Genomic DNA, 16,867 nt, shown 5'->3' on the forward strand with positions numbered 1-16,867 from the left:
TATTTATCTCATACATGATAAATTTCTCACCGCACTGGCTCGTGCCGGCGAGCTGTTGTGCTTGTTGTTGTAATTTTTTCCGGCCTTCGGGCCGGATTTTTTTGTCCAGAATTTCCAGGGTGCCGCGCCGCGGCCCTTCACTCGTCGATCCGTATCGACAGCCCATCGCCCGCGGCCGTGATCGCGCGCACGCGTATCGTCCAGCCGGCGTTGATGGCCTCCTCCTGATCGTCAAACACGCCGTATTCGGTCACCGGCACAGCTCCATGCAACGGGCGGCCGTCGGGCCCCGGCCCGCGCGCCTCGATGACCGGTACGTAGCCATCCTGCACTTGCAGCGCGCCGCGCGTGATCTGAAAACCGTCCAGAATTTCCATCGTCGCTCCCTTGTTGTGGTGAAAGCCATGGTAGCGTGAGCACTGCGCGTCGTCGCCCTGCCCGCCGCAAAGTGTGGACCCGCCATGAAATTCGACATCTACCGCCGCCTGCAATTGGACATCGTTCGCGAGGCCGGCCAATGGGCCGTGTATCAGGCCGTGGCGGGCAAGCGGGTGCGCGCCGGCGGGATCGTCATCCCGGCCGACCTCCCCGAAGACGAACTGTCCACCTATCTGGACGATCTGTACCACGAGCTGGCGCGGCCGGGCGACATGGTGACCCGGTTGTCCTGAAGCCGCCCCTGGCGGCGCCTTGCGTCCGGGCGTATCGTGGGCCTATCGTGAAAACCGGCCCAGCGCGCCCGGAGCCCGCCATGTCCGACGACATCCCCGCCATCGAGGCCAGCGCCTCGCAACTGGGCAACCTGACGCAGTTCCTGATCTGGGTTGCCGAGCATCCCCGCACCTATGCGGACATCATGGAGGCGTGGCGCACTTCGTGTCCACGCCTGTCGGCCTGGGAAGACGCCACCAGCAACGGCCTGGTGGACCTGGCCCGCCGGCCTGCCGGCGACGCCGCCGCCCCGGTGGCCACGTTGACGCCCAAGGGCCGCGCCTGGCTGGCCGCGCGCCAGGCCGGCATGAGCACGACGCCTTCCTAACTATCAGGCGCCGGCACCACGCCGCCATCCGCTTGCAACTGCGCGCGCAGGCTGGCGATGAAGGCCTTGGCCGCTTCGGGCAGCACACGCCCGGCCAGCGTCTGCACCTCGAAGTGGCGTTCGTTCATCTCGCGGTCGCGCAGCGGCAGGGCCACCACCTGCCCGGCACGCAGGCGATAGCGGATCGCCAGTTCGCCGCAGAACGCCACGCCGCCGCCCGCGCCCGCGAACGCCACCAGCGCGTCAACGCTGCGGCTGGAGAACATCGGTTCGCATGACAGCTGCTGGCGGCTGCAGCTGATGTCGATCAGTTGCCGCAGCGTCGAATCGGCATCGGGCAAGGCCAGCGGATAGGCCATCAATTGCGCCAGCGACACCTCGGGCTGGCCTGCCAGCGGATGGCCGGCCGCCACCACCGCGCGCACCGGCGCCGGCATGCGCAGTTCTACCCGCACGTCGCGATGCGAGGTCAGGCTGAGCGTGACGCCGATGTCGGCCGTGCCGTCGCGCACCCGCACCGGCACCTCGCGCTGCGAGCACACGTCCAGCGTGAAGCGGATGCCGGCGTACTGCCGGCGGAACTCCGCGATGGCGGCGGGCAGAAAATCATGGATGAAGCCTTCGGTGCAGACCACCCGCACCAGCCCCTGGCGCAGCCCGCGCAGGCCCATGATGTCGCCGGCGACGCGCTCGACGTCCTGCTGCGCGCGCTTGGCATGGGCGGCCAGCAGTTCCCCCGCCGCGTTGAGCGTCATGCCCCGCGCGCGGCGCTCGAACAGCAAGGTGCCCAGCTCGCGCTCCAGGCGAGCGACCTGGCGGCTGACCGCGGACGGCGCCACGTCCAGCCGCTCCGCCGCGACGCTGACGGAGCCGCAGCGCGCCACTTCCAGAAAGTAGCGGACGGCCATTTCCTGCAGGATCTGCGGGTTCATCCGGGTTTGCCCTTGGTTGAGGTTAGCTTTGCGCCAAACGCAACGCAGGATTCTAACAATTCATATTGCTGCAACGTTGAGCCCCCGCCAAGATGGCATCCGTCACACGCGTCGTTCCGTCCACTCCCTTGTCGAGCATGACCATGAAGACTGCCTTGATTGCCCTTGGTATCACCCTGGCGGGCGCCCTCGCGACTGCCGCCCCCGCCGGCGCCCAGGGCGGCTATCCGACCCGTCCCATCACCCTGGTCGTGCCCTTCCCGCCCGGCGGCGCCACGGATGTGCTGGGCCGCGTCATCGCGCAAAAGCTCGGCCAGGAACTGGGCCAGACCGTGGTGGTGGAAAACCGCGCGGGGGCCGGCACCGTGATCGGCGCCGGCTATGTGGCCAAGGCCGCGCCCGACGGCTACACCCTGCTGGTCAGTTCCGGCACCACCTTCACGGTCAACCCCGCCATCCAGAGCAAGCTGCCGTATGACCCGGTCAAGAGCTTCGAGCCGCTCGGCATCGTCGGCCGCACCGGCCTGGCGCTGCTGGCCAACCCGCAGGTGCCGGTCAAGGACGTGAAGGAACTGGTGGCCTACGTCAACGCGCGCGCCAAGGAGCCGCCGGCCTATGGCTCGTTCGGCACCGGCACCACCTCGCATTTCGTGGGCGAAGCCTTCCTGGCGGCCGCCGGCATCAGGATGGTCCACGTGCCCTACAAGGGCAGCGCGCCGGCCATGACCGACCTGATCGGCGGCCAGATCCCGTTTTCGGTGGACACCGTGGCCGCCGCGCTGCCCCAAAGCAAGCTGGGCAAGGTGCGCGTGCTGGCCGTGTCCGCGCCCGCCCGCTCCAGCTTCCTGCCCGATGTGCCGACCTTCGCCGAGCAAGGCTACCCGTCGGTGGCGATGGACACCTGGCTGATGTTCACCGCGCCGCGCGGCCTGCCCGCCGACGTGAAGGCCAGGCTCGAAAACGCCTTGCGCGCCACGGTCGAATCGCCCGACGTGCGCAAGAGCCTGGAAAACCAGGGCTTCGAGCCGGCCTTCTCCAGCGCCGCCGAGGGCGAAGCGTTGATCCAGAAGGAACTGCCGATGATGCGCGACCTGGCCCGGCGCGCCGATATCAAGATCGACTGAAAGGAAACACCCCCCATGATCCTGGACGATTCCCTCGTCTCGTTATCCGCCGTGGAACTGCGGCGCCTGATCGGCGCGCGGCAGTTGTCGCCGGTGGAACTGCTGGAGGCGTGCATCGCCCGCATCGAGGCGGTAAACCCGTACATCAACGCCGTCACCGCCACGGCTTTCGACCGCGCCCGCATCGAGGCGCGCGCGGCCGAACAGGCGGTGATGGCCGGCGACACGCTGGGCCTGCTGCACGGCCTGCCGCTGGGCGTGAAGGACCTGGAACCCACCGCCGGCCTGCTCACCACCTATGGTTCGCCGATCTACCGCGATCACGTGCCGGCCGAGGACGTGACGCTGGTGGCGCGCCTGCGCCGCGCCGGCGCCATCGTGGCCGCCAAGACCAACGTGCCCGAGATGGGCGCGGGCGCCAATTCGCGCAACACGGTGTGGGGCGCCACCGGCAATCCCTTCAATCCGAATCTGAACGCCGGCGGCTCCTCGGGCGGCTCGGCCGCGGCGCTGGCCAGCGACCTGTTCCCGCTGTGCACCGGGTCGGACACCGGCGGCTCGCTGCGCATTCCGGCCGCCAAGTGCGGCGTGGTCGGCTTCCGGCCGTCGCCCGGCGTGGTGCCCAGCGTGCGCAAGCCGCTGGGCTGGACGCCGATCTCGGTGGTCGGCCCGATGGGCCGCACGGTGGCCGACGCCTGCCTGCAGATGGCCGCCAGCGCCGGCCCCGACGCCGGCGATCCGCTCAGCTATCCGCTCGATCCGCTGCAGTTCCTGGCGCCGGGCAGCGCCGACCTGGGCCGCCTGCGCGTGGCCTATACCGAAGACTTCGGGCTGTGCGACGTGGACGATGGCATCCGCGCCACCTTCCGCGCCAAGATCGCCGCCATGCGCCATCTGTTCGCGGCCTGCGATCCCATCGAGATCGACTTCGGCGAGGCCCACCGCTGCTTCGACGTGCTGCGCGCCGAAGCCTTCGTGGCCGGCATGCGCGATGCCTATGAGAAAGACCCGGGCAGCCTGGGCCCCAACACCCGCGCCAATTTCGAGATGGGCGCGGCCATGAGCCTGAAGGATTGCGCCTGGGCGCAGGCCGAGCAGACCCGGCTGATCAAGCGCTTCCAACGCGCCTTCGACGACTACGACCTGATCCTGTCGCCCACCACGCCGGTGTCGCCGTTCCCGTGGACGCAGCTGTATGCCGAGGCCATCAACGGCAAGCGCCAGGAAAACTATTACCGCTGGCTGGCGCTGACGTATGTGATCACGCTGACCACGCATCCGGCGCTGACGCTGCCTTGCGGGCGCGATCACAAGGGCATGCCGTTCGGCTTGCAGATCGTGGGGCGGTTTCGCGGCGATCGCGAGGTACTGGCGGCGGCGCAGGGGATGGAGTCTGCGTTTGCGGCTAATGAGGAACTGCGGCGGCCGCGGCCGGACCTGGCGGGGCTGAAGGCGGCGGAGCCGGCGTTGACGTCGATCGTGACGGCGCCGCCGGGCGGTGCGCTGGGAACAACCGAGGCCAGCGTCTCCGCGGTGTAGGCGCGGCCGCACGCAACAGACGCGCACGGCGCAATGGCTGGACTCGGGCATAGTCCCCTCGCCCACCGGCCTTTCACGACTTCACGGTCCAGTTCGTGGACGCGTTCCCCGACGTGACGGTCAAGTGGGTGGATGTGTTTCCCGGGACGGATTGAGCGTCAACGGTCTCCGGCCCCGCGTTGTCGCGCGCTGCGCGCTTGTCTCCTTGCGCGTCAGAGCAATCGCATCGCGACTGGCCGGCGATGCGGGATGGCGCCATGCGACCCTTCCCTGTCCCGGCAAGCGACATTCATCGCCTTTGCGATGGAACTCCCCGCCCCGCGCCGTTACTCATCAGGCAAGCCAGCCGGCCGCGACCACCAGCGACGGTGGCGCGGCCATGGGCGGCGCATTTCTTCGGGAGCGGAAAAAATGGTATCCACCGTGCAAGGCGCGTCGGGTCTGCTACAGACGAATCTACTGACGGGCTACAACAACGCAGTGCAATTCGCGCAGACCATTGCCCAGGGATTGCGCCGCATCATCGCCAACGGCAACAACCAACCCGCGCCCACCTTTGGCCAGCGCTATCCGGTAGGCAACGGACTGGTCCTGGACCGGGTCGGCGGCTACCGTGTCATGGGCGACAAGACCCGGGGGGTGGAACCCGGGTTCATCGGCAAGCGCGATTGGAGCGCGGGCGATACGGTCAAGATGGGCGCCGCGCCCCACCCCTTCAATACACAAGCCGTGGCGCTGGCGCAACAATGGCTGGTGGGCGGCGGCGGCCTTCCCCCGCACACGCCGCCGGACGCCGATCTGGACGCCATGCTGTTGAACAGCCTGAGCAGGCTGTCCACGGGCGGAGGGCCGCTTGCCGGGGCCGCGACCCTGGTGCTGACGAATCCCGCGCTGGCGCTTAACAATGGATCGCTTATCGACGTGCTCAGAAACGTCATACCGCCGAACGCCGCGCTCAACGCGGCACTGGCCGATGCCCTGGTCGCGGACACAGTCGCGGCGATCACGGCGCCCAACCAGAACGCGCTGACCAATGAAGCGACCAGCCTGTTCCGTGAATTGACTGGCGACATCATGCTGACCCAGGCCAAATTCACCAAGAATCATTACATCAAGCTCGACTACTACGAAGCCGACAAGATTGGCGACAAGTATCACATCCCGAAGGACAAGGCCAAGGGCAACATCGTCACCGCCCCGCTGCACCGGCTGTTGACCGGAGCAACCCCGACCGAGCGCAATGAAGGGGCCGTGCGCGAATCGCTGGCCAATGACCTGATGCGCGTCATGGGAGTCGAGAGCCAGAAACTGAAGATCGTGGAGGGCCAATATCCCGACGGCACCACCAAGCTGATGCTGGACGGCACGCACGTAGCTGGCTTCAGCGATTTCGATGGCAGACCCGAGCGCGGCGACATCTACCTGAAGGATGGCGTGCTGGTGCGCAACCAGCAACGCAATACCGATCCGCCCAATCAGTACACCGGTGCCCCTGCCCTGGTAACCACCATCAACGAGCTGGGCCGCAACAAGATCCTGATGCTGCTCATGGCGGACCGCGACGCGCTGGGCTCGCGCGGCGGGAACAAGGGCTATGTCGGCAATACGTTCGTCGGCATCGATCCCGGGCACGCGCTGGAAGAAGACCGCCTGGGCGTCACGGGCGACGTCCACAGCGATTTTTCGTTCAACCAGCCCAAAGGCCCGACATTCATGGGCTACAAGAACTTCACCGTCTTCGACCAGAGTTCGCTGGCGGAAAAAATGGAAGGGGTGCGGATGATCGCGCACCTGAAGCAGTCACAAGCCGACGAGCAACTGTTCGACCGCTATGCCCAGGAGTTCAGCGCCAACAACAACCGCCCCCCCGAGGCGCGGTTCGACGCGACCATCGTCAACCTGAAAGCCCTGTACATTGCCCGGCGCGACGGGCTGCTCAACGTGTTCGCGCCACGACTGGCGGTGGACTCGTTCGCGTTCGGCTTCCAGGAGCCGGCCGCCCAGTACTTCGCCATGCGCGACGCCACGCTGAACGCGCTCGATGGCCTGGAGAAACTTACTTCGAAAACTACCGCCACCACGAAAAGCGGTATCGACCTTGAGTATCCCCAGGTCAAGTCGCCATCGGATCGCAAGGAATGGAACGTCACGCAGGATCCCGCGACCGGCGACCTGCTGTTCGTCTCCACCGGGAAGTCCGTCGCGCAAATGCGGACGGCCGTCCAGAATTTTCTGCCCAACACGGTGCAAGGACACACGCTTCAGGTCGGACCGCAAAACACGCTGACGTTGCGTATCCCGGTCGCCCAGGTCCTGGCGCTGGAAGCGGCACTCGCCCCGGCGCAGATCATCGCACACAAGCATCCCTGACACCCACCCAGCCCCCCCGGCGCCACAAGCCACCGCCCCCCAAGGAGAGTCCGCATGCCGGAAACCCGCCCCGAAAAACTGACAGCGATCGCGAAGGCGGTCGGACACGATGCCTCGCTGTTCGACGAGCAGGACCACGCGTTTCTGCAGTTCGATGGCATCACCCTGCATCTGCAGTACTTCGCCGAAGGCGACGTCTCCGTACTGGTGCTGGCCGCCGACCTGGGCGAACTGGACGCGCAATCGCGCATCCAGGCGTACGCCTTGATGCTCTCGGCCAACACCTCCTGGCGCGACGTGGCGGGCGGGGCGTTGGCGCTGGATGACAAACAGCAGAGGGCCCTGCTGATGGCCAGGGTCGATCTGGCTGGGTTGACCGACGCCGCGCTGGCCCAACGAATCTACGCCTTCACGCGGGCCGCGGTCCATTGGGCGGGCAAATTGGCGGCCCTGGCCGCCCAGCCGGGCGCGGCGCAAGAGGCGGCCCGCCCCGGCGTGGCGACGCCAGCGTTGCCGTCCATGGCCAATCTCGTCTGATCCCCTTCTCCAAAGCGGCTGACATGAATATCGATACCTTCCAATCCCTCGTCCAAGACTATTGCCAGCGGGCCAAGCTGCCCGCGCCGGTGTTCGACATCGAACAGTGCGTACTGGCTCCCCTGCCCGAGCAGGCAGTCATCCTCGCCTGGGATGAATCCGCCGAAGAGGTGCTGCTGCTTGCCCCCGTGGGCACGCAGGCCGTGCCTATGGGCGAGGCCGAGGCGATACGGCTGTTGCAGGACGCCTATCTGGGACAGAACCTGAAAGGTGCCGCGGCGGGCATCGATCCCGACAGCGGCGGCCTGGTGATCTGGCGGCGTCTACCCGGCTACGGCCTGACCGCGGATCGCTTGCGGCATTACATCGGCCACACGGTGGACGCGGCGCAGGCCGCGCAAGGCGTCCTGGGTTGATCTGGCACGGGCGGCTGCGAGCGGAACAGAGGGCGCAGGTCAGCGGGGAAATCCCCTAAACCATTGAAATAACTCACAGTAATGAAAGGGCATAAGGAAATCCCGATTAGGGAATTTGCCTAGCATCAATACATAACCTTTTGATTTTATTAATCTTTTTGCAGACTCCCATTGCCCAAATTTGGCTTGTCCTGCACAGTCGTGTACAGCAAACTACCCCGAAATTACCCCACCAACCGCCGCCTTCCCCGATTGCCCCCCCTAGCAGCGCGGCCAGGAGCCAAGCATGTGCGGCCGAATCGTCCAAAAGTCCGGCCCGCTCGATTACGTCGAGCGCATATTCCCAAATCCGCGAGCCTTGTTCAGCGACCCGGCCGGCCCGCTCTACAACATCCCGCCAGGCACGCGCCCCATGGCAATGCATCGCCTGACCGGCGACTTCGAACTGGAGCGCCTGCACTGAGGCTGGCGACCGCACAATTCGAAGTACCTCATGTCCAACGCCCGGCTGGACAAAATCCTCGCCGGCGCCTGGCCCTGGGAGACGCTCACCGCGCGCGGCCGCATCCTGGTGCCGGCGGATGGCTGGTACGAATGGAAGCCCCTGGCCGATGGGCCGAAGCCGCCCAAGCAGCCCTACTTCGTCCATGCCGCCAACAATTCGCCCCTGTTCTTCGCAGGTTTGAGCAACTGGCGGCTGGAGCCGAGAAGGACGAGGCCCACGGTTTCGCCATCGTCACCAATGACGCAGCTGGCGGCATGATAGACGTACACGACCGCCGGCCGGTGGCGCTGCCAGCAGACCTGGCCATCCACTGGATGGACCCGGAATTTCCCACCGCCCAGGCGCTTGCGCTGCTGGAGCATGGTCTACCGGAGACGGCCTTCACCTGGCACCCAGTGCGCCAGGAGGTCAGCAATTCCAAGTACCAGATGCCGGACGCGATCGAGCCCGTCACAGTACCCTCCACGGGCGCTCCTGCCTTCTGACATCGCTTTCGGTGACTCGCCTGGGCATGTCGGGGCGTGCACTCAGATACAGCTGCTGTTTGTCGCGCGCAAGAGACGGTCGCGAACGAAGTATTCCAACCTTTTGGAATACGTGAACTTTCGTATGGACTTGTATCAAGTTCTACGCAAAAATGCCGCCACCAGCACTTCCGCAGCGGAGTAATCCTATGGTCAGCGCCTCGCCAACAGTACAACTCGCCTTCAAAGAGCGGCACCGCGGGCATCGATTGGCCATCGCAACACTTCTTACCATCACGCTGTCTGGCTGCGACACGCTCGATGCCGTCTGGACGTTTCACAAGGAGGCTTTCGCGAGCGCTGCGGAAGACGGCTCGTTGAACGAAATCGCCAACTCGGCGGCGCTTGGTGCAACGGCGGGGGCCTATGCATCCCCCAGCTCTGGCTACACAGCACCAACCCCCACGTATGCCGGCTCGAACGCCGTGGCCGCGACCAATACCCGAGAGGCGCTTGCCTACCAAGACACGAAGGCCAATGCTTCGAAGAACACGATGCCTTCCGCCTACGCCACAAAATCAAGCGCTACAGCTGCACCGTCCGGACGTACATATAGAACCGCAGACCACTGCGTAAGCTACGACGACAGCAGCAACAGCCTGGCCGATTTCTTTGAAAATCGGTGCAATTTCCCTGTCTGGATTACCTTTCTCAATCAAAACGGTGTCGGCGCAGCCGGACCCATTAAGCCCGGAAAAAGAGAAACCGTAAGCAAAGGGAAGGGAAAAGTCGAATGGGCGGCGTGCGAATATCCGGCTAGCGCGCGCGCCGGCACAACCATGCGCGATCCCGCATGGCGAGGCGGACAGTATGCCTGCGTCAGCGCCAATTGAGGCCGTGCAGACGGGTGCGACACGGGGTTCCTAGCGCCCATCCCGGCCGAGCGGCTGGTGGCCGCGGCAAGGAGAAATAGGCATCAGCCTTTCACCTTGTCGTAGAGCGTGATCGCGGCTGCCAGGGTCGGTTCCATGCCGTGGCGCGTGCCGTTCGCGGCCCACACCTCGTACTGCCAGCGGTTCTGTGCGAACACCCGGCAGATGGTCCACCCGCCAGGCCCTGCATTGGAGTACGACAATGGCGAAAAAAAAGATACACCCTCCTCCCAATAAGCCACCTAGCGCGGAGCTCGCTGCTATAGAGATAAAGAAGGATTCTGTTTGAGCGTTTAGCTAAACGCCCAGAACCTAATCAAGCCAACAGCCACCTCCGGGTGGCTGTTTTCATCTCGGCCAACCTGCTGGCGATCATGCGGGAGAGTCGACAACGAGAAGTCCCCCAAAAGTCCCCCAGCCTACGGCTCGTGGCCTAAGAGGAACCCCGTAAGTCGTTGAAATAACTGAGAGTAATGAAAGGGCATAAGGAAATCCCGATTAGGGAATTTGCTTATGCCCTTTAATTATTTGTACAGCGCATACTCGATACGTAAGAATTCGTCCTTGGCATAAAGCAAGACAATGGAACTTCGTCAACTCGAGGCCTTCGCGGCCGTCATGTCCACCGGCAGCGTCACCGCTGCCGGGCGCTTGCTTGGCCGGTCGCAACCGGCCATCAGCCGCCTGTTGCAGGAATTGGAAGCCGAGATCGGCTATGCCCTGTTCGCCCGCAGCGGGCCGCGCGTGACGCCGACAGAGCAGGGTTTCCTGCTCTATGACGACGTGGAGCGCGCCCTGTCCAGCCTGCGGCAGATCCGCGACCGGGCCGAGGAGATCGCCCGGGGCCAGGCCCAGCCGCTGCTGCTGGCGGCCACCTCGGCCTTGGCCGCCGGGCTGGTGCCGGACGCGCTCAAGCGCATCGAGGCCCAGGCCGGCAATACCCGCGTCCAGCTACGCAGCGCCTCGCCCGAGCGCGTGGTACACGCCGTGCTGAGCGGTACGGCGCAACTGGGCGCGACCAGCCTGCCGCTGGAGCATCGCGGCCTGACCGTGCACTGGATCGGCCAGGCGCCCTGTGTGGTGGCGCTGCCCGAAAACGATCCGGCCGCGCGCCATGACGTGGTGCCGGTGGCCGAGCTGGCCGGGCGCCGCGTCATCACCATGGCCAATCCCTACCGCCTGCGGCGGCGGCTGGACGCGGCGCTGGGCCATGCCGCCGGCGCCATCGAAACCAATTCGTCCATCAACGCCCTGGCCGCCGTGCGCGCGGGCCTGGGCGTGTCGGTGCTGGAACCCATTACCGCCTACGGCGCGCCGATGGCGGGCGTGGCGATCCGCCCGATCGACCTGGACATCCCCTTTTTCTTCGGGGTCATCACCTCGCAGTCGCAGCCCCTGACGCCGGCCTGCCAGGCCATGGCCGATGCGCTGGCGCAGGCCGCCGCGCAGTTGCTGCCCGGCTTCGTGCTGCACGACGCCTGCCAGCACGGCGCGCTGCTGCAGTCGATCTACGGCGATGACACCCCTCTTACGGATACGCCCGCATGAACCAACCCCTCGCTCCCGCCCCGCAAGGCCTGGCCGCGCTGGAAGCGCGCCTGCGCCAGGACCTGTCCTGGCTGGAAATCCCCGCCAAGCCCTGGGTCACGCCGCGCCTGGTCGACGGCCAGCCGGTGCTGGACGTGGCCATCATCGGCGGCGGCATGGCCGGCCTGGCCGCGGCGGCCTCGCTGACGCACCTGGGCATCGTCGCGCCGATCTTCGACCAGTCGCCCGAAGGCTATGAAGGCCCGTGGGCCACCACCGCGCGCATGGAAACCCTGCGCTCGCCCAAGCAACTGACGGGTCCGGCGCTGGGCCTGCCGGCGCTGACCTTCCGCGCCTGGTTCGAGGCGCAGTTCGGCGCCGAGGCCTGGGAGGCGCTGGACAAGATCCCGCGCCTGCAGTGGATGGACTACCTGCGCTGGTACCGCCGTGTGCTGAACCTGGACGTGCGCAACCAGCACCGCGTGCTGGCCGTGCTGCCGCGCGCGGACCGGCTGGTGCAACTGGACATCGAAGCGCCCGCCGGCCGCCAGACCGTGCTGGCGCGCCGCGTGGTGCTGGCCACCGGCCGCGACGGCCTGGGCGGCGCCTACGTGCCGGACTTCGCGCGCAAGCTGCCGCGCGACCGCTGGGCGCATTCGTCGGACGTGCTGGACTACGCCACCCTGGCCGGCAAGCGCGTCGGCGTGGTGGGCGCGGGCGCGTCGGCCATGGACAGCGCCGCCACCGCGTTGGAAGCGGGCGCGGCCAGCGTCGACCTGCTGATCCGCCGCGACGACATTCCGCGCATCAACAAGGGCAAGGGCGCCGGCAACCCCGGCCTGACCCACGGCCACCTGAACCTGCCCGATGAATGGAAGTGGAAGATCCGCCACTACATCAACGCCGCCCAGGTGCCGCCGCCGCGCGGCAGCACGCTGCGCGTGTCGCGCCACCCGAACGCCCGCTTCAACCTGGGCTGCGGCGTGCAGGACCTGGCGCTGGTCAATGACGAAATCCGCGTCACCACGCCCAAGGGCGTCTTCACGCTGGACTTCCTTGTGTTCTCGACCGGCTTTCGCATCGACTGGACCGTGCGGCCGGAATTCGCCGCGCTGGCGCCGCACGTGCGCGCCTGGGGCGACCGCTACACCCCGCCCGCCGGCGAGGAAGACCAGGAGCTGCATGACTCGCCCGACCTGGGCGCGGCCTTCGAATTGCAGGAAAAGACCCCGGGCGCCTGTCCGGGCCTGGACCGGGTGCACTGCTTCTCGTACCCGGCCGCGCTGACGCACGGCACCGTGTCGGGCGACATCCCCGCGATCAGCGAAGGCGCCAAGCGCCTGGCGCAAGGCATCGCGGGCCTCTTCTACCGCGAGGACGTGGCCACGCACTACGCCAACATGGAAGCGTTCTCGGAACCGGAAGTGTTCGGCGACGAATGGACGCCGGCCCCGGCGCCCGGCGCGGCCCGGCAGGCGGAGACCGCGCAATGACCGCTTGGCTGCTCCGCCGCGTGGCACAAGCCGCGGTGGTTGTGTTCCTGATGACGCTGATCGTCTTCGTCGGGCTGCACGCCATCGGCAACCCGGTCGATATCCTGATCGGCCAGGACGTCGACCAGGTCGACCGCGCCCGCATCATCGCCGAACTGGGGCTGGACAAGCCCTTGTGGCAACAGTACCTGGGCTTTCTGAACGGGGCGCTGCACGGCAACCTGGGCAACAGCTTCGTCTACAACATCCCCGCCGTGGAACTGGTGATCCAGCGCCTGCCGGCGACCCTGGAACTGGCCATCGCCGCGCTGCTGCTGGCGGTGATCATCGGGCTGCCGCTGGGCCTCTTGGCCGGGCTGTATCCCGACAGCCGTTTCTCCAAGCTGGTGATGGCGGGCAGCATCGTCGGCTTTTCGCTGCCGACCTTCTGGGTCGCGCTGATGCTGATCATGACCTTCAGCGTGTCGCTGGGCTGGCTGCCGGCCAGCGGCCGCGGCCAGACGGTGGAATTCCTGGGCTTCCAGTGGTCGTGGCTGACGGCCGACGGCTGGCGCCACCTGATCCTGCCGGCGCTGAACCTGTCGCTGTTCAAGATCTCGCTGGTGATCCGCCTGACCCGCGCCGGCGTGCGCGACGTGATGCCGCTGGACTTCGTCAAGTTCGCCCGCGCCAAGGGCCTGTCGCCGTTCCGGGTGGTCTGTGTGCACGTGCTGCGCAACACCATGATCCCGCTGGTGACGGTGCTGGGCCTGGAGCTGGGCTCGACCATCGCCTTCGCCGTCATCACCGAAAGCATCTTCGCCTGGCCCGGCGCCGGCAAGCTGATCCTGGACAGCCTGAACGCGCTGGACCGCCCGGTGATCGTGGCCTACCTGATCGTGGTGGTGTGCCTGTTCGTGACGCTCAACCTGATCGTCGACATCCTGTACAAAGTGCTGGACCCGCGGGTGCGGCTGGAGGCCTCGGCATGAGCGCTCCGAACACTCCCGAGGCAAATGCCATGCAAAACGCCACGTCCGCCGCGCCCGCGCTCAAGCGCGAATCGCCCTGGCGCCGCAACCTGCTGGAATTCCTGTCGTCCAAGACGGCGGTGTTTGGGCTGGTGATCGCCACCCTGCTGATCCTGGCCGCCATCCTGGCGCCGTGGATCTCGCCGCAGAACCCCTACGACCTGCTGCAGATCGACGTGCTGGACGCGCGCCTGGCGCCGGGCGCGATGAACGGCCTGAACACCTTCCACTATTGGCTCGGCACCGACGGCCAGGGCCGCGACCTGCTGTCGGGCATCCTGTACGGCCTGCGCATCAGCCTGATGGTGGGCGTGGGCTCGGCGCTGATCGCCGGCATCATCGGCACGCTGCTGGGCCTGCTGGCGGCCTACGCCGGCGGCAAGGTCGATGCGCTGATCATGCGGCTGGTGGACCTGATCCTGTCGTTCCCGTCGATCCTGGTGGCCATGATGATCCTGGCCTACCTGGGCAAGGGCGTGGGCAACGTGGTGCTGACGCTGGTGATCCTGGAATGGGCCTACTACGCCCGCACCGCGCGCGGCCAGGCCCTGGTCGAGCGCCGCCGCGAATACGTCGAGGCGGCGCGCTGCCTGGACATCCCGAACTGGCGGATCATGCTCAAGCACATCCTGCCCAACTGCCTGCCGCCGCTGATCGTCATCGGCACCCTGCAGATCGCGCGCGCCATCACGCTCGAAGCCACGCTGAGCTTCCTGGGCCTGGGCGTGCCCGTGACCGAGCCGTCACTGGGGCTGCTGATCTCCAACGGCTTCCAATACATGCTGTCCGGCGAATACTGGATCAGTTTCTACCCCGGCATCGCGCTGCTGATCACCATCGTCGCCATCAACCTGGTGGGCGACCGCCTGCGCGACGTGCTGAACCCGAGGACCCACAAATGAGCGCCGCCCGTCCCGTCGCGGCGCCGGCCGCCGCCAACGTGCCGACCCTGGAAGTGCGCAACCTGCGCACCCACTTCTTCACTCGCGCCGGCACCCTGCCCGCCGTGGACGACGTGTCGTTCACGCTGGAGCGCGGCAAGATCCTGGGCCTGGTCGGCGAGTCCGGCTCGGGCAAATCCGTCACCGGCTTTTCGATCATGGGCCTGGTGGACGCCCCCGGCCGCGTGGTCGGCGGCCAGGTGCTGTTCCAGGGCCGCGACCTGACCCAGCTGGCCCCGCGCGAGCTGCGCAAGCTGCAGGGCAACCGCATCGCCATGATCTTCCAGGATCCGATGATGACGTTGAACCCGGTGCTGCGGGTCGACGTGCAGATGATCGAAACGGTGCGCGCCCACAACAGCATGAGCAAGGCGCAGGCGCGCGAGCTGGCCCGCGACACGCTCGGCATGATGGGCATTCCCAGCCCGGAAGAACGGCTGCTGGCATATCCGCACCAGTTGTCCGGCGGCATGCGCCAGCGCGTGGCGATCGCCAGCGCCATGCTGCACCGGCCCGATCTCATCATCGCCGACGAACCGACCACGGCGCTGGACGTCACCATCCAGGCGCAGATCCTGTCCGAAGTGCAGAAGCTGGCGCAGCAACACGGCACCAGCCTCATCTGGATCACCCACGACCTGTCGGTGGTGGCGGGCCTGGCCGACGACGTGGCGGTGATGTACGCCGGCCGCATCGTCGAACACGGCAAGGTCGACGACGTGCTCGACCGTCCGCAGCATCCCTACACGGTGGGCCTGATCGACAGCCTGCCCAGCAACAACCAGCGCGGCCAACGCCTGCGCCAGATTCCCGGCATGACACCCAACCTGCTCACCCTGCCCGCCGGCTGTGCCTTCGCGGCGCGCTGCGCGCGCGCCACGGCGCAATGCGGCCAGCAGCCCGCCATCACCGACGTGCTGCCCGGCCATCAGGTGCGCTGCTTTCATCCGTCGCGCCAACCTGGCGAGGTGACGGCATGAGCCCGACGACGATTCCGGATACCCGCGACGGCGCCAACGCCACCCCGCTCATCGACCTGCGCCAGGTCAGCAAGCGCTTCGGCGAACGCCCCGTCGGCGCCGCCGGCCGCGCCTTGCAGCGCCTGGGCCTGTCCAAGCCGCCCGCCATCACCCGCGCCGTCGATCATGTGGACCTGCTGGTGCGCCCCGGCGAAGTGGTCGGCCTGGTCGGCGAGTCCGGCTGCGGCAAGTCCACGCTGGGCCGCATCGCGGCCGGCCTGCTGACGCCGTCCGGCGGCGAGGTGCTGATCAACGGCCAGCGCCCGGCCGACATGACGCCAGCCCAGGCCCACGCCGCGCGCCTGAAGGTGCAGATGATCTTCCAGGACCCGTATGCCAGCCTGAACCCGCGCCTGCGCGTGGACGAGATCGTCGGCGAGGCCGCGCGCATCCACGGCCTGGTCGGCAACGGCGACTTCGACGACTACGTCAGCGCGCAACTGCAACGCGCCGGCCTCGACCCGGCCCTGCGCCAGCGCTATCCGCACCAGTTCAGCGGCGGCCAGCGCCAGCGCATCGGCATCGCCCGCGCCCTGGCGGTACAGCCGTCGATGCTGGTGTGCGACGAGGCCGTGGCCGCGCTGGACGTGTCGATCCAGGCGCAGATCCTGAATCTGTTCATGGACCTGCGCGAGCAGCTCAACCTGACGTACCTGTTCATCAGCCATGACCTGGGCGTGGTCGAGCACCTGTCGGACCGCGTGGTCATCATGTACCTGGGCCGCGTGGTCGAGACGGCGCCGGTGGACGAGGTCTTCCGCCGCCCCAACCATCCGTACACCCAGGCGCTGCTGGCCGAGATCCCCAACCTGAAATCGCGCCACAAGACCTTCACCGCCATCAAGGGAGAGATTCCCAGCCCGCTCAACCCGCCCGGCGGCTGCCACTTCCACCCGCGCTGTCCGCATGCGATGGCGCGCTGCAAAACCGAGGTTCCCACCCTGAAGGGAATCGCCATCAACCACCTGAGCGCCTGTCACCTGAACGACATGGCCTGAAAGAAGTTCCCCCTCACCAAG

General features: G+C 66.9%; 19 protein-coding genes. 17 read left to right on the forward strand and 2 right to left on the reverse strand.

Translation table 11 applies throughout. From position 1 onward, the window contains the following. Positions 1-137: 137 nt before the first annotated feature. On the reverse strand, positions 138-377 hold the full coding sequence (locus ACUTAG_RS01080; protein ID WP_020928164.1) for a hypothetical protein: 240 nt from the start codon (positions 375-377) through the stop codon (positions 138-140). An 84-nt stretch (positions 378-461) separates the two neighbouring features. On the opposite strand from ACUTAG_RS01080, the gene ACUTAG_RS01085 reads away from it, so the two are divergent. Together ACUTAG_RS01085 and ACUTAG_RS01090 are read left to right on the forward strand one after the other, a co-directional pair. Further along, entirely contained in the window at positions 462-671 is a 210-nt protein-coding gene (locus ACUTAG_RS01085) for a DUF7661 family protein (protein WP_020928165.1), read from the forward strand. A gap of 80 nt (positions 672-751) precedes the next feature. Then, a complete protein-coding gene (locus tag ACUTAG_RS01090; RefSeq protein ID WP_054482677.1) occupies positions 752-1,039 on the forward strand; it encodes a hypothetical protein in 288 nt (95 codons plus the stop codon). Here the strand turns inward: ACUTAG_RS01090 and ACUTAG_RS01095 are convergent. Next, positions 1,036-1,971 (reverse strand): LysR family transcriptional regulator, encoded by a 936-nt coding sequence (locus ACUTAG_RS01095; protein ID WP_054482675.1) that lies wholly within the window; start codon positions 1,969-1,971, stop codon positions 1,036-1,038. The genes ACUTAG_RS01090 and ACUTAG_RS01095 overlap by 4 nt on opposite strands. Positions 1,972-2,108: 137 nt before the next feature. On the opposite strand from ACUTAG_RS01095, the gene ACUTAG_RS01100 reads away from it, so the two are divergent. From ACUTAG_RS01100 to ACUTAG_RS01170, 15 genes are all read left to right on the forward strand, one after another. Next, positions 2,109-3,095, forward strand: coding sequence for a Bug family tripartite tricarboxylate transporter substrate binding protein (locus ACUTAG_RS01100; RefSeq protein WP_024069245.1), 987 nt, complete (start codon positions 2,109-2,111; stop codon positions 3,093-3,095). Positions 3,096-3,110: 15 nt separating this feature from the next. Then, positions 3,111-4,634 (forward strand): amidase, encoded by a 1,524-nt coding sequence (locus ACUTAG_RS01105; RefSeq protein WP_148317956.1) that lies wholly within the window; start codon positions 3,111-3,113, stop codon positions 4,632-4,634. Between the two features lie 411 nt (positions 4,635-5,045). Beyond that, positions 5,046-7,004, forward strand: a complete 1,959-nt coding sequence (locus ACUTAG_RS01110; RefSeq protein WP_058664695.1) for a hypothetical protein — start codon at positions 5,046-5,048, stop codon at positions 7,002-7,004. Between the two features lie 54 nt (positions 7,005-7,058). Further along, on the forward strand, positions 7,059-7,541 hold the full coding sequence (locus tag ACUTAG_RS01115; protein WP_047991086.1) for a type III secretion system chaperone: 483 nt from the start codon (positions 7,059-7,061) through the stop codon (positions 7,539-7,541). Between the two features lie 23 nt (positions 7,542-7,564). Then, the gene (locus ACUTAG_RS01120; protein ID WP_047991087.1) at positions 7,565-7,957 is read left to right on the forward strand and encodes a type III secretion system chaperone; all 393 of its coding nucleotides are present in this window, start codon (positions 7,565-7,567) and stop codon (positions 7,955-7,957) included. Between the two features lie 286 nt (positions 7,958-8,243). Then, a complete protein-coding gene (locus ACUTAG_RS01125) occupies positions 8,244-8,420 on the forward strand; it encodes a hypothetical protein (protein ID WP_227739948.1) in 177 nt (58 codons plus the stop codon). Between the two features lie 30 nt (positions 8,421-8,450). Then, positions 8,451-8,720, forward strand: a complete 270-nt coding sequence (locus ACUTAG_RS01130; protein WP_262352250.1) for an SOS response-associated peptidase — start codon at positions 8,451-8,453, stop codon at positions 8,718-8,720. Continuing rightward, positions 8,717-8,947, forward strand: a complete 231-nt coding sequence (locus ACUTAG_RS01135; protein WP_238920776.1) for an SOS response-associated peptidase family protein — start codon at positions 8,717-8,719, stop codon at positions 8,945-8,947. The genes ACUTAG_RS01130 and ACUTAG_RS01135 overlap by 4 nt, the downstream gene beginning before the upstream one ends. 188 nt (positions 8,948-9,135) lie before the next feature. Next, entirely contained in the window at positions 9,136-9,819 is a 684-nt protein-coding gene (locus ACUTAG_RS01140) for a hypothetical protein (protein WP_131728054.1), read from the forward strand. A gap of 621 nt (positions 9,820-10,440) precedes the next feature. Then, positions 10,441-11,406, forward strand: a complete 966-nt coding sequence (locus tag ACUTAG_RS01145; RefSeq protein ID WP_148317958.1) for a LysR family transcriptional regulator — start codon at positions 10,441-10,443, stop codon at positions 11,404-11,406. Continuing rightward, a complete protein-coding gene (locus ACUTAG_RS01150; RefSeq protein ID WP_058664699.1) occupies positions 11,403-12,878 on the forward strand; it encodes a flavin-containing monooxygenase in 1,476 nt (491 codons plus the stop codon). The genes ACUTAG_RS01145 and ACUTAG_RS01150 overlap by 4 nt, the downstream gene beginning before the upstream one ends. Beyond that, positions 12,875-13,849, forward strand: coding sequence for an ABC transporter permease (locus ACUTAG_RS01155; protein ID WP_006387061.1), 975 nt, complete (start codon positions 12,875-12,877; stop codon positions 13,847-13,849). The genes ACUTAG_RS01150 and ACUTAG_RS01155 overlap by 4 nt, the downstream gene beginning before the upstream one ends. A gap of 29 nt (positions 13,850-13,878) precedes the next feature. Next, entirely contained in the window at positions 13,879-14,790 is a 912-nt protein-coding gene (locus ACUTAG_RS01160; RefSeq protein WP_020928176.1) for an ABC transporter permease, read from the forward strand. Next, on the forward strand, positions 14,787-15,809 hold the full coding sequence (locus ACUTAG_RS01165) for an ABC transporter ATP-binding protein (RefSeq protein WP_446649934.1): 1,023 nt from the start codon (positions 14,787-14,789) through the stop codon (positions 15,807-15,809). The genes ACUTAG_RS01160 and ACUTAG_RS01165 overlap by 4 nt, the downstream gene beginning before the upstream one ends. After that, entirely contained in the window at positions 15,806-16,846 is a 1,041-nt protein-coding gene (locus tag ACUTAG_RS01170) for an ABC transporter ATP-binding protein (RefSeq protein WP_446649935.1), read from the forward strand. The genes ACUTAG_RS01165 and ACUTAG_RS01170 overlap by 4 nt, the downstream gene beginning before the upstream one ends. Positions 16,847-16,867: the final 21 nt, after the last annotated feature.

The sequence above is a fragment of the Achromobacter sp. CSND-B12 genome (assembly GCF_052906545.1).

Bases quoted from the DNA above. Each gene is read 5' to 3' on its own strand.
- ACUTAG_RS01080 (WP_020928164.1), bottom strand. From the start codon at position 377: ATGGAAATTCTGGACGGTTTTCAGATCACGCGCGGCGCGCTGCAAGTG.
- ACUTAG_RS01085 (WP_020928165.1), top strand. From the start codon at position 462: ATGAAATTCGACATCTACCGCCGCCTGCAATTGGACATCGTTCGCGAG.
- ACUTAG_RS01090 (WP_054482677.1), top strand. From the start codon at position 752: ATGTCCGACGACATCCCCGCCATCGAGGCCAGCGCCTCGCAACTGGGC.
- ACUTAG_RS01095 (WP_054482675.1), bottom strand. From the start codon at position 1,971: ATGAACCCGCAGATCCTGCAGGAAATGGCCGTCCGCTACTTTCTGGAA.
- ACUTAG_RS01100 (WP_024069245.1), top strand. From the start codon at position 2,109: ATGACCATGAAGACTGCCTTGATTGCCCTTGGTATCACCCTGGCGGGC.
- ACUTAG_RS01105 (WP_148317956.1), top strand. From the start codon at position 3,111: ATGATCCTGGACGATTCCCTCGTCTCGTTATCCGCCGTGGAACTGCGG.
- ACUTAG_RS01110 (WP_058664695.1), top strand. From the start codon at position 5,046: ATGGTATCCACCGTGCAAGGCGCGTCGGGTCTGCTACAGACGAATCTA.
- ACUTAG_RS01115 (WP_047991086.1), top strand. From the start codon at position 7,059: ATGCCGGAAACCCGCCCCGAAAAACTGACAGCGATCGCGAAGGCGGTC.
- ACUTAG_RS01120 (WP_047991087.1), top strand. From the start codon at position 7,565: ATGAATATCGATACCTTCCAATCCCTCGTCCAAGACTATTGCCAGCGG.
- ACUTAG_RS01125 (WP_227739948.1), top strand. From the start codon at position 8,244: ATGTGCGGCCGAATCGTCCAAAAGTCCGGCCCGCTCGATTACGTCGAG.
- ACUTAG_RS01130 (WP_262352250.1), top strand. From the start codon at position 8,451: ATGTCCAACGCCCGGCTGGACAAAATCCTCGCCGGCGCCTGGCCCTGG.
- ACUTAG_RS01135 (WP_238920776.1), top strand. From the start codon at position 8,717: ATGATAGACGTACACGACCGCCGGCCGGTGGCGCTGCCAGCAGACCTG.
- ACUTAG_RS01140 (WP_131728054.1), top strand. From the start codon at position 9,136: ATGGTCAGCGCCTCGCCAACAGTACAACTCGCCTTCAAAGAGCGGCAC.
- ACUTAG_RS01145 (WP_148317958.1), top strand. From the start codon at position 10,441: ATGGAACTTCGTCAACTCGAGGCCTTCGCGGCCGTCATGTCCACCGGC.
- ACUTAG_RS01150 (WP_058664699.1), top strand. From the start codon at position 11,403: ATGAACCAACCCCTCGCTCCCGCCCCGCAAGGCCTGGCCGCGCTGGAA.
- ACUTAG_RS01155 (WP_006387061.1), top strand. From the start codon at position 12,875: ATGACCGCTTGGCTGCTCCGCCGCGTGGCACAAGCCGCGGTGGTTGTG.
- ACUTAG_RS01160 (WP_020928176.1), top strand. From the start codon at position 13,879: ATGCAAAACGCCACGTCCGCCGCGCCCGCGCTCAAGCGCGAATCGCCC.
- ACUTAG_RS01165 (WP_446649934.1), top strand. From the start codon at position 14,787: ATGAGCGCCGCCCGTCCCGTCGCGGCGCCGGCCGCCGCCAACGTGCCG.
- ACUTAG_RS01170 (WP_446649935.1), top strand. From the start codon at position 15,806: ATGAGCCCGACGACGATTCCGGATACCCGCGACGGCGCCAACGCCACC.